At 61.6% G+C, this 12580-nt stretch carries 8 protein-coding genes; 5 read left to right on the plus strand and 3 right to left on the minus strand.

What is annotated here, in order from left to right; translation table 11 throughout:
* Positions 1-98: 98 nt before the first annotated feature.
* Together BM235_RS02795 and BM235_RS02800 are read right to left on the minus strand one after the other, a co-directional pair.
* Positions 99-1226: a D-alanine--D-alanine ligase gene (locus tag BM235_RS02795; protein ID WP_090109001.1), complete on the minus strand. Its 1128-nt coding sequence runs from the start codon at positions 1224-1226 to the stop codon at positions 99-101.
* A gap of 52 nt (positions 1227-1278) precedes the next feature.
* Positions 1279-2358: an amidase domain-containing protein gene (locus BM235_RS02800; protein WP_255374025.1), complete on the minus strand. Its 1080-nt coding sequence runs from the start codon at positions 2356-2358 to the stop codon at positions 1279-1281.
* A 784-nt stretch (positions 2359-3142) separates the two neighbouring features.
* Here BM235_RS02800 and acnA point away from each other — a divergent pair.
* Entirely contained in the window at positions 3143-5857 is a 2715-nt protein-coding gene (acnA, locus tag BM235_RS02805) for an aconitate hydratase AcnA (protein ID WP_090109002.1), read from the plus strand.
* Positions 5858-5984: 127 nt separating this feature from the next.
* A complete protein-coding gene (locus tag BM235_RS02810; RefSeq protein WP_090109003.1) occupies positions 5985-7151 on the plus strand; it encodes a SepM family pheromone-processing serine protease in 1167 nt (388 codons plus the stop codon).
* Between the two features lie 343 nt (positions 7152-7494).
* Here the strand turns inward: BM235_RS02810 and BM235_RS02815 are convergent, their stop codons facing one another.
* Positions 7495-8238, minus strand: coding sequence for an IclR family transcriptional regulator (locus BM235_RS02815; RefSeq protein ID WP_090109004.1), 744 nt, complete (start codon positions 8236-8238; stop codon positions 7495-7497).
* A gap of 224 nt (positions 8239-8462) precedes the next feature.
* On the opposite strand from BM235_RS02815, the gene BM235_RS02820 reads away from it, so the two are divergent.
* The 3 genes from BM235_RS02820 (at position 8463) to BM235_RS02830 (ending at position 12550) form a co-directional block, all read left to right on the plus strand.
* Complete coding sequence (locus tag BM235_RS02820) at positions 8463-9503, plus strand: alpha/beta hydrolase (protein WP_090109005.1); 1041 nt, start codon at positions 8463-8465, stop codon at positions 9501-9503.
* Between the two features lie 80 nt (positions 9504-9583).
* Positions 9584-10723 carry a superoxide dismutase gene (locus BM235_RS02825; RefSeq protein WP_090109006.1) on the plus strand — a complete coding sequence of 380 codons (1140 nt, stop codon included), beginning with the start codon at positions 9584-9586 and terminating at the stop codon, positions 10721-10723.
* Between the two features lie 204 nt (positions 10724-10927).
* Positions 10928-12550, plus strand: coding sequence for a M4 family metallopeptidase (locus BM235_RS02830; protein WP_158543669.1), 1623 nt, complete (start codon positions 10928-10930; stop codon positions 12548-12550).
* Positions 12551-12580: the final 30 nt, after the last annotated feature.

Below are 12580 nucleotides of genomic sequence, written 5' to 3' on the forward strand. Positions count from 1 at the left end.
TTTTTCCGGCTAACTCGCCCCGATCGCAGCTCCGTCATCGCAGTTGCACGGTTTTTCCGGCTAACTCGCTCCGATGACCTGCCTGCCTTCCTTCGCGATCAGCCGCCGTAATCGATCAGTTGCTTCTCGGCATGACGGGCGAGCGCGAGCTCGATCAACGTGTCGAGGAGCTCCCGGTAGGAGACGCCCGTCTCCTGCCAGAGCAGGGGATACATGCTGAACGGCGTGAAGCCCGGCAGCGTGTTGACTTCGTTGATCAGCAGCGCGCCGTCGCTCTTGCGCAGGAAAAAGTCCGCGCGGCACAGCCCCGTCCCGTCGATCGCCAGAAAGGCCCGAACCGCCATTTCGCGAACGGCCTGCGCCGTCTCCTCGGGAATCTCCGCGGGAATGATCATGGCGGATTTGCCGTCGATATACTTCGCTTTATAATCGTAGAATTCGTTCGAGCTGACGATCTCGCCGGCGACCGACGCCCGCGGCTCGTCATTGCCGAGGACGGCGACCTCGATCTCCCGCGCGTCGACGAACTCCTCCACGATGACCTTGCGGTCGTATCGCAAAGCTTCTTCAACGGCAGCAACTAACTCGTTTCGATTGCGCGCTTTGGATACGCCGACGCTGGAGCCGAGATTGGCGGGCTTGACGAAGCTCGGATATCCGATTTCCCGCTCGATGCCGTCCAGGAGCGCCTCCCGCTCCTTGTTCCAGTGAAACCGCGTGAACGCTCTATACCCGACCTGCGGCAAGCCGGCCGCCGAGAACATCGTCTTCATCGCCGCTTTGTCCATGCCGACCGAAGAAGCAAGCACGCCCGCCCCTACGTAGGGCAGATTCGCCATCTCGAATAACCCTTGAATCGTTCCGTCCTCGCCGAAGGTGCCATGCAGCAGCGGGAACACGACGTCCACAGAACCGATGCCCTCGTGGCGGCCGACTTCCGATACCGCCGTTTCCGACATGCCCTGCATGAGGGGAATGAGCGACGAGCCGGTCTCTCCCGCTTCGCCCGTCTTCTCGAACTGCAGCTCCGCGACGGCCGCAGGCGGCGACTCGAGCAGCGAACCCGAACGCCATCTGCCTTCCTTCGTTATATAATAAGGAATAAGTTCGTATTTGTCGTAATCGAATGCCTTCAGCACCGCCAGCGCGGTCTGAAGCGATACTTCATGTTCGCCCGAGCGGCCGCCATAGACGAGCCCGACGCGAATCTTCTGTCCAGTTCCCATTGTCAGCTTGACCTCCGCCTTGTTCGACTGCCTCGTGTATTCGCCCTTTAGATTAGAAAATCGCCTCGATACGATAGAAACGATACCGGGTATTCTCCGTCCAGGCGTAGGAATCGCGATAGTCCCAGTACCGGTGCCTGCTGGGCACGGTGTTGGCATTGACCAGCGGCATGCCATCCTCATTGGTAGCCGTCACGATCGTATTGTGCCTGAATTGGCCGTTGCCGTCCCAATCGTAGCAAATAACGTCGCCCGGAGACAGCTGCTCGGGGCGCTCGACGCGCACGGCCCGAAGCCCGGCCGGCCTCGGCTGGCTCAAAAAATGCTGCAGGCTGTTCGCGACCGCCCAGCTGTAGCTCCAGCGCTCCTGGCCGCTCGACAACCCGTGATACCACCAGCCCGATTCTCTTTTCCCAGTATAGTTCATGGGCGCGCCCCCTGCAAAGAGACACTGCGAGACGTAGTTGGTGCAGTTCACCTCGAAAAGCTCGTACGCCGGATTCGCTTTATCCCACCAAGCTTCGGCATAAGCGACGGCCGCTTCGCGGTCGTAGGGCCCGCTTCGGGCAGACGCTCCCCCGTATGGATTCGCCCACGGCGCGGCTTGAACGCCGCTCGCGATCCCTTGCCAAGCCGCATACCCGTCCCGAGCCGGAATAAACGGAACGGACGGCGCCACCGGCCACTCGCCGCCAGCGCCCAGCGCGCCCTCCGCGCCGGATCCCAGCAGCGCGGCGGACGAGCGCTCGTCGCCCAACGGCTCCGCGCGGTCCAATCGCCACTCGCCGCCGAAGGGAACGAGCCGGATCCGCTCGCGCTCGATCCGCTCTTCGGCAAAGCCGGTCGCGCCGGCGCCGAAGGCTCTGGCGATCAGCAGCTGCAGATCGACGAAGGCCTCCTTCTCCCCGGCGTTCCACCGCAAGACGCGGGCGCGAATCTCGCCGCGCCGCGGCCGCGCCGCCGAAAAAGCGTCGCGCCGCCGAAGCGCGCGCGTCCGGCGTTCCAACCGCCAGCGGTGCGCCTCGTCGCCGATCCGCGCCAGCGCATCGGGCGAACGGTTTAATTCCGCTTCGTTCACCGCGTTCACGTATTCAACCAGCGCCTTCTTTATCCGTTCGTCCAATTCCGGCACCGGACTCCCCTCCCGTACGGCACAGAATGCATCCGTTCAAATGTATGCCGGCCGCGGCGGTTCCATGCTTGCGCAAGACCTGTGCGATGCCGCGGGAGAAGACTTCCGTTGCTACCGCGGTAAATCCCATGCGCTGTCTGGGAAAGCACTGTTGCTTGGCGGCTGAGGACGGGCGCGATGTACTGACGAGGGAAAGCACTTTTGCCCAGGAGGCTACGGCGGAGCGTGATTTACTGCCGAGGGAAAGCATTTTTGTCCAGAAGGCTACGTCGGAGCGCGATGTACTGCCGTGGGAAAGTACTTCTCTCCTGGCGGCTACGGTGACTCGCGATGAACTGCCTAGGGAAAGCACTTTTGTCCATGAGGCTACGGCGAAGCGAGATGTACTGCCGTGGGAAAGCACTCCTCTCCCTTCCGCTGCGGTGGGCGCTTTGCGCTGTCGTCGGACGGCGCATATTGGCCGGCCGCGGCGGTTCCATGCTCTTCTTCCACGGGCCTGCCAGCCCGCCTCTCCCCTGTCGCCAGCTTCTCTTTTCAAGCCTCTTCCGCGGATGATCCCCACCGTTTGCGGCATGCTAAACCTCATGCCATATCGGCCGTTTTCCCCCTCATTGGTAACAAACTAGACACAATCTCTCTTTACTGTGCGCCGGGATAGCGCTATAATAATGAGGAAGGTTTAATTTTGAAATCGGGTTTCACAGAATGAAACGTAAACGAGAATGCTTCTCATCCTCGCGACGCCATTTATTTTGGAATCCGTGCAATCTTATCTAGGAGGCCGATTATTTTGTCCACCCTTCCGTACAACGTACAGGCCGACCTGCAGGCAGCGGGCAATTCGTATCGCTACTACAACCTGCAAGGTCTGGAAGAGCAAGGCCTGGGCCCCGTGTCCAAGCTGCCTTTCTCGATGAAAGTCCTGCTTGAAGCCGCTATCCGCCAGTTCGACGGACGCGCCATCACGCTGGAGCATGTGAAGCAAATCGCCAACTGGGCGAACGGCCGCGAAGATAAGGAAGTTCCATTCATCCCTGCCCGCATCGTGCTGCAAGACTTCACCGGCGTACCGGTCGTCGTCGATCTCGCCGCGATGCGCGAGACCGTGAAGCAAGCCGGCGGCGATCCGAAGCGCATCAACCCGCTCGTTCCCGTCGACCTCGTTATCGACCACTCCGTCATGGTCGACGCTTTCGGCACCGCGGATGCCCTGCAAATCAACATGGATCTCGAATTTGAGCGCAACGAAGAGCGCTACCGTTTCCTTCGCTGGGCGCAGACTGCGTTCGACAACTTCCGGGCCGTTCCTCCGGCAACCGGTATCGTCCACCAGGTTAACCTTGAATACCTGGCATCCGTCGCGGCAACCAAGACCAAAGACGGCGTAACTGAAGTATACCCCGACTCGCTCGTCGGCACGGACTCCCACACGACGATGATCAACGGCCTCGGCGTCGTAGGCTGGGGCGTCGGCGGCATCGAAGCCGAAGCCGGCATGCTCGGCCAACCGCTGTATTTCGTCATGCCTGAAGTCATCGGTTTCCGCCTGACCGGCAGCCTGGCCGAAGGCGCTACGGCGACCGACCTTGCGCTGACCGTCACCCAGATCCTTCGCAAGAAGGGCGTCGTCGGCAAGTTCGTCGAGTTCTTCGGTCCGGGTCTGTCCAACATCAGCCTGGCCGACCGCGCTACGGTCGCCAACATGGCGCCTGAATACGGCGCGACGATCGGTATCTTCCCGGTCGACAACGAGACGCTGAACTACCTGCGCCTCACCGGCCGCGACGAGAAGCAAATCGAGCTCGTCGAAGCTTACTACAAAGCGCAAGGCATGTTCCGCACCGACGACACGCCGGATCCGACGTTCACGGACGTCATCGAGCTCGACCTTTCCACCATCGTGCCTTCGCTTGCCGGTCCGAAGCGTCCGCAAGACCGCGTCGAACTGACGGCGATGAAGGAAGAGTTCAACAACATCATCCGCACGCCGATCGACAAGGGCGGCTACGGCCTCTCCGACGAGAAGATCGCGCAGACCGCGCCTGTGAAGCACCGCAACGGCCAGGCGAGCACGCTCACGACGGGCGCCGTCGTCATCGCGGCAATCACGAGCTGCACGAACACGTCGAACCCGAGCGTCATGATCGGCGCCGGCCTCGTCGCGAAAAAAGCCGTCGAGCGCGGCCTGACGAAGCCTGCTTACGTCAAGAGCTCGCTGACTCCGGGTTCGCTCGTCGTCACCGACTACCTGGTGAAGGCCGGCGTGCTTCCTTACCTGGAGAAGCTCGGCTTCTACGTCGCCGGCTACGGCTGCGCGACCTGTATCGGCAACTCCGGCCCGCTGCCTGACGAAGTCAGCCAAGCGATCGCCGACAACGACATGACCGTAGCTGCCGTCCTCTCGGGCAACCGGAACTTCGAAGGCCGCGTGCACGCGCAGGTCAAAGCGAACTATCTCGCTTCGCCGCCGCTCGTTATCGCATACGCGCTGGCCGGTACGGTCAACATCGACCTTGCCAACGATCCGATCGGCTACGACCCGAACAACGTGCCGGTTTACTTGAAGGACATCTGGCCGACCAACGAAGAGATCCAGCAAGCCGTCGCCGCTTCGCTCGATCCCGAGATGTTCCGCAAGAAGTTCGAGAACGTCTTTACGCAAAACGAGCAGTGGAACAAGATCCCAGTACCGGAAGGCGAGCTGTACGAGTGGGACGACAAGTCGACCTACATCGCGAACCCGCCGTTCTTCACCGACCTGGGCGATCAGCCGGGCGACATCGGCGACATCAAGCGCGCCAACGTACTGGCTCTGCTCGGCGATTCGGTCACGACGGACCATATCTCTCCTGCGGGCAACATTAAGGTCGACAGCCCTGCCGGCGAATATCTGATCAAGCACGGCGTCGACAAGAAAGACTTCAACTCTTACGGTTCCCGCCGCGGTAACCACGAGGTCATGATGCGCGGCACGTTCGCCAACATCCGGATCCGCAACCAAGTCGCTCCGGGCACCGAAGGCGGCGTGACGACTTACCTGCCGACGGGCGAGATTATGTCGATTTACGACGCGTCGATGAAGTACCAGAAGAACAAGACCAACCTCGTCGTCATCGCCGGCAAGGAATACGGCACGGGCTCCTCGCGCGACTGGGCGGCCAAGGGCACGTTCCTGCTGGGCGTCAAGGCGGTCATCGCCGAGAGCTTCGAGCGTATCCACCGTTCGAACCTCGTGGGCATGGGCGTACTGCCGCTGCAGTTCCAACCGGGCAACGGCTGGAAGACGCTGGGCATCAGCGGCCACGAGAAGTTCGACATCGAAGGCCTCTCGAACGACGTGCAGCCAGGACAGACGGTTACCGTTACCGCGACGCGCGAAGACGGCACGACCTTCTCCTTCCCTGCGATCGTTCGCCTTGATTCGATGGTCGACGTCGACTACTACCGCAACAGCGGCATCCTGCAGACCGTTCTGCGCCAGATGATCGCGAACCAATAATCCGTTTCACAACCAGCCGTATCCCGGGGTCGCTCCCGGAGATACGGCTTTTTCATGTCGCGTCAGGCAGCGTACCTATATCAGGTTTGGGAAACGGGATCATGATGCGCTATAATGAGGGACGGAGGTGACGATCGCATTGACAACCGAGAATAAAGGTTTTATCCGGCGTTATAGACCGGCGATCATCATCGCGGCGCTCATCGTCGTCGTGATCGTCGCCAGCAACTGGTCCTTGCCGTACGTCCTGTACGGACCGGGTTCGGCAGAGCCCGTGCACCCTCGCGTCGAGACGGACCACAAGGTCGATCAGAAGGGCGAGCTGCTTTTCACGACCGTATCGTCCTACTCCAAACCGAACGTATTCTCCATCATATATGCTTGGCTGAATCCCAAAATGGATATCCAGACGCAGGCCAAGGCGACGGGCGGCACGGTCAGCCTCAGCGCCTACCGCAACCTCATGGCCTGGATGAGAGACAGCTCCGAGGCCAACGCCCTGCTCGCGGCCTACACGGCGATGGACAAGAAGATCGATGTGAAGGAACAGGGCATCATCGTCAATTCGTTCATCAAGGAAACGAAGGCGCGGGAGCATGGACTGCAGGAGGGGGATATCATCACCTCGGTGGACGGCGTCAAAGCGAACAACGCGGAGGAACTCAGCAAGTACTTGTCGTCCAAAAAGGCCGGCGATACGGTCAAGCTGGCGGGCACGCGCGGGGGGAAATCTTTTACGGCGAACGTACCGCTCATCGAGATGCCCGGCACGGGCAAGCCTGGCGTCGGCTTCACCAATCAGACCGTGCTCAAGGTGACGCCGCCCGACAAGGTCAAGTTCGATTTTGAGGACACCGGAGGCCCTTCCGCCGGCCTCATGATGACGCTCGAGATCATCTCCCAGCTGCAGGACAAGGATCTGACCAAGGGCTACCGGATCGCGGGCACGGGGACGATCGCGGCCGACGGCAGCGTCGGACTCATCGGCGGCATCCAGTACAAGCTCATGGCGGCGGACCGCGAAAAGGTTGACTACTTCCTCGTCCCTTATACGCGCGTGGCTGCCGACCACTGGCAGGACAACGAAAAAATCGCGCCGAAAGACGCGATCAACGCCGTGCTGAACGGCTTCGGCAATTGGAGCCTTGCGCAGCAGACGGTCGCCGACCTGAAGCTGAAGCCGAAGCTCGTGCCCGTCGCGTCCCTGCAGGACGCGCTGGACTTCCTGAACAGCCTGGAGCCGAAAAAGGACGAGAACGCGGCCAGTCCGGCGCCAAGCGCCAAAGCTTCCTGAAGCAAACCGTTTAAAAAGAGCCTTGTTCGCCGTTTATGCGGCGAGCAAGGCTCTTTTGTATGCGTTGGACAGGGGATCCGCTATTCGTGCTCAGATCGCGTTTTTGACTCGCCTACGGACATAGAATCCGCTATTACCCGTAGATAGAACCATTTTGGACTCGATTCCGCCAAATAATGCCTCTCCAGTCCGCAACGGTCTTCGACAGGTCGCCTTTTCACAAAATAACGTCTTCTGAGTCCGCCATCCGTCGGTGTATGTCTCGAAATAGAACAATCCGAGCGTGGGTTAGCCAACCGAGTTCGCCCAAGCGCATAGCGTCCCCTATGATCACGTATGGCGCCTAATCGAGCAGCGCGCCCATGCGCGTAGCGGCCCCGATGATCGCCGACGCGCGCTCCTCCATGACGTCGGGCGTGAGCCTGTTCGAAGGGCCGGAGACGGCGAGCGCGGCAACCAGTTTGCCCGAGCGGCTGAAGATCGGCGCCGCCACCGCGGCAGCGCCCGGCTCCCGCTCTTCGAAGCTGGTCGCGTAGCCGGCCGCGACGACTTCGTCCAGCTGCTTCGCATAGGACGGACTCCGCAGCCCCGCGGGCCACGCCGGATCGCTCAGCAGCGCCTCGCGCGTATTGCTATCCTCGAACGCCAGCAGCACCTTGCTGGAGGCGCCTACGGACAGCGGCAGGCGGATGCCGACCTGCGCGACCCGGCGGATCGCCTGCCGGCTCTGCACCGCCTGGATCCGCACGCGTTCGAGACGGTCGCGAATATACAGGCTGACCGTCTCCCCCATCTGATCCCGCAGCTTTTCCATCTCGCCGATGAGCACGACCGTCGGATCGTCCGACCGCGCGAAGTGAGCCGACAGCTCCAATACGCGAAGCCCGAGCCTATATTTGTCCGTCGCGTCGTCCCGGATGACGAAGCCCTTCTCCTCGAGCGTCGCGAGCAGCCGATGAACGGTGCTCTTATGCAGCTCGCACTTTGCCGCCAGCTCCGTCAGGCTCCATTCGCTCCCTGTCGTGAATACGAGCAGGATGTCGAGGGCACGTTCGACGGCACGCACGGTTTTCTTTTCCTCTTCCAACGGGTTCACCTCCGTTTCACTACATGAAACCTAGTTACACTGAGTATAACTCACTACCGCCCCAACGTAAATCTCCAAAGCTAGTATTACAGTTCGATTACATGTACCTAACAAAACGACAATGTCCGTTGACGCTTTAGGCCGTAAGCCCTAAATTTAAATTATCAGATAATAATGCGCTTTCAATGCTAGGTTAAAGCGCTAGATTGATAGGAGGCGATCCCATGAGCACCACTGTCCTGACGCCTATGCCTCTTCACGCCGGATCGCTTCACCTCGAAGAAGATTCCCCGCGTCTCACCGCCGCCCGTCGTCTCGCCCGTATTTTCGGGATCGGTACCGCCTCGCTCGCAATCGCCGCCGTGCTGATCGTCTTCGGACTTTACGGCTATATGAGCTGGGTCTTCACCCATCCGCCCGTCGCCGCGCTTAACGCGAACCCGATGTCCGCCAAAGGGCTGCCGTACGGCGACATCTCCTTCCCCGCCGCAGACGGCGGCCGCGTGACCGACGGCTGGTGGATTCCCGCCTCGGCCGCCAGCGCCCGTACGGTCGTACTTAGTCACGGCTTCGGCGCCAACCGGGAAGAGTACTGGGTCCCTATGTACGATATCGCCGACATGCTGCATAAACAGAACTATAATGTGCTGATGTTCGACTACGGCTACGCGGACCCTAACGCCAGGTCGGCCGCGACCTTCGGCATAGGTGAATCGAAGCAGCTCATCGGCGCTTTGGAATATGCGCGCGCGCAGGGCTCGAACGAGCTGATCGTCTGGGGCTTCTCCATGGGTGCGGGCACCGCGCTTCAAGCCGCCTTGCATACGTCATTGATCGACGGCATGATCCTCGACAGTACCTTCGTGACGAACGGAGACACGATCGCCTACAATTTGAAACGTTACGGCGCCTTGCCTTCCCGCCTGACGATGGACCTGCTCTCTCTCTTCACGCCGCTCTGGGCGGGCATCCGGCTCGATCAGATTCCCTCCGACGAGATTCAGTCCACGGCCTATAGCTTCCCCTTGCTGCTCATCCACGGCACGCGGGACGACAAAGCCCCGTACGAGATCTCCGAACGGATCGCCAAGGCGCAGACCAATGCGGACTCGTCGCTCTGGCTCGTCAAGGACGCGATTCACGAGATGGTATTCCGCACGCATCCGGAGGAGTACGTCGCGCGCGCGACCGCCTTCTTGCAGACCGTCGACACGGACTCCGCGGCTAGCCGCGCCTCCAACATGGGCATGCTCGAGTCCGCCTAATCATACCCGGCATGGGACAGCTCCACCCTCGCATACGATGGGAACGAAGCCATCATCAGGGACGAAGGGAGGCTGGTCCTATGCTGCCACGCAAGGTGCTCGCGCAGTTGATCGACAGTAAATGGCACGAATACCGGCACGCGGAATCGCTGCTTGAAGCGGTACCCGATCTGGAGCCGCCTTACGCCGAGCTGCTGCGCCAGTGGGAAGCCGCATTCGGCAGGACGATCGCAGCCGCGCAGTTCGCCGCGCAAGAACAGGCGGCGGACGACGCGCAAGGCGTCTACGTCGAAGCGCCGGCCAGAGAGGCGCGGCTCCGGAGCCTGATCGCCGAGTCGATGCTCCAAACCCGCGAATTCGGCAAGCATCTGCTGCTCATGGGGAGCGGCAGCGAAGCCGTACGTCGGTTCGGTCAAGACATTCGGCTCCCCGCCGAACAATCCGACACTACGGAGAGCGGCGACTACGACGGGCCGGAGCCCGCGGACGCCGCTCGGGCGCCGGGGAACAAAAAGGCGTCGTCGGGCGCGGGCAATCCGCCTGGCGGCGGGGCTGCCGCGCCTGTATCCGCCGCAGCGAGCGCTAACGCGGCGCCCGTGCCGATCGGCGGCCACAAGCTGCCGCCGCTGCCTTACGCCTACAATGCGCTGGAGCCCTACATCGACGAGACGACGATGCGCATCCACCACGACAAGCACCATCAGACGTACGTCGACGATCTGAACAAGGCTGAACTCAAGCTGGCGGAGGCCAGGCGCAAAAACGACTTCGAGCTCGTCAAGCACTGGGAGCGCGAGCTGGCGTTCAACGGCGCGGGCCATTACTTACACACGCTGTTCTGGGATACGATGAAGCCGGGCGGGGGAGGCAACCCGACAGGCCCTCTCGCGGACCAGATCGCGAAGGACTTCGGCAGCGTCGACGCCTTCAAGCGGCAGTTCACCGAAGCCGCGGGCAAGGTCGAGGGCGGCGGCTGGGCGATTCTCGTCTGGAGCCCGCGAGCCCACCGCCTGGAGATTCTGACCGCCGAGAAGCACCAGAATTTGTCGCAATGGGACAACGTACCGATCCTACCGATCGACGTCTGGGAGCATGCCTACTATCTCAAGCACCAGAACAAGCGGGCCGACTACGTCAAGGACTGGTGGAACGTCGTGAACTGGCCATACGCCGCCGCCCGGTTCGAGGAGGCGCGCAAGCTGAAGTGGCCGCCATACTAACGCGATAACGACGGACGCCCAAAAAGCCCCGCAGCGCCGACGCATCGGTGGCGGGGCTTTGCCGTCGGCGCTGCTTCGGCCGGCGGCCAGGATGCCTCGCATTTATTTGATGCCCCATATCCTTAATATGATGTATATTTAAAGCAATAGAACAATTGGCGTGGCCGTCGTGCCATGGAAGCCTACATCAGGAGGATCCCCACCATGCTTCAACGCCGCAGCAAATCCCGAACGCCCCTTTTCGCCCGCATGTTCCCGCCGCTGATCGCGCTGACCGCGATTGTCTTTCCCTCCGCTGCCGGACAAGCCGTCTCCGCCGAGCCGCTTGACGGACAGGCCGTCCTTTCGCAAGACGCGCCTTTGCCCGCTGCTTATGCCGGTTATCGTCCCGTCGGCCGATCCGAGCAACCGGACGGCGGCACGTCCCTCCAACTGCAGGCGCAATATCGCGGCATCCCGATTTATGGAAGCTACGCGCGTCTCGAAGCGAAGGCGGGGGCGAACGGATACGAGGAAAAGTATGCGTCGGGCGTAAAAGCCGACCTTGCGGGTCTAACTACGACGCCTTCCATCGGAGCGAACGACGCGATCGGCGCCCTAAGCTCCCTCCTACAGCGCGATCTGGGAGGCGCGATCGGCACGCTGCCCGAGGACGGCGACGTCCCTGCACCCGAAGCCTCGCTCCTTATTTATCCTTTTAACGGCCGCACTTACTTAGCTTACGAGGTGCAGCTCCGCTTCACGCGGCCTGTCTTGGGCGATTGGGTCGGCTACGTCGACGCGGCGACGGGCGAGGTGATCGACCGCTACGACCGTCTTAACGCGGCGACGGCGCAAGCGGCCCAGACTGCGATTATCGGCTATGGCAAGGGGCGCAGCGGCATGCTGCAATCCTTCTACGTAAAGTCTCGCGTAGACGCGGGAAAGACGGTTTATCAGCTGCTGGACGCCACGCGGCCGGCCGCCGTCCGCACCTTCGATTTTCGCAAGCCGTCGACGCGCAAGGACCTGCCCCAAGGATACGACTACGTGACGTCCGGCTCCAAGACGTACGGCGACGCTGCCGCCGTCGACGCGCACGTCAACGCCAAGCGGGTTTATCTGTTCTACAAGAACAAGTACGGCCGCAACAGCATCGATGACAAGAACATGGACATCCTCTCGTTCGTCCACGTGAACGGCAGCGCGCAAACGCGGAACAACGCCTTCTGGACCGGCTGGGCGATGTACTACGGGGACGACACGGGCCTGAAAAACGGAGGCGTCGACTGTACCTCCTGCGCCTACGATCTGGTCGCGCACGAGCTGACCCACGGCGTCACCCAATATACGGTCGGGCTCGAGTACCGCGGACAAGCCGGCGCGCTGAACGAAGCCATCTCCGACATCATGGCGGCCGTCATGGACGCGAACGACTGGGAGATCGGCGAAGATACGGGAGCCGCATCCCGCAGTCTCGCCGATCCCGGCAAATACGGCCAGCCCGCGCACATGAACGACTTCGTCAACTTGCCCGTCGACGCGCAGCACGACAACGGCGGCGTTCACGTCAACAGCGGCATCCCGGCGCATGCCGCCTACCTCACCGCGCTCAAGATCGACAACGCGGATATTGGAATCGGCGGCCGGGATACGTTGGGACGCCTCACCTACATCCTGCTGCGGGACCGCCTGATCTCGCCGACGGCGGATTTCTACGAGGCGCGAGAGGGCTATATCGCGGCCGCGAGCCGCCTGTCCGGCCTGACGGCCGATCAGAAGGCGACCGTGACGCAAAAGGTGAAGGACGCATGGAGCGCGGTCGGCGTCGACGAGCGTCCGAGCTGACGGGAAGTTGCAATAACGAAACGTAAAACG

The organism is Cohnella sp. OV330, from assembly GCF_900112065.1.
Classification (GTDB): Bacteria; Bacillota; Bacilli; order Paenibacillales; family Paenibacillaceae; genus Cohnella.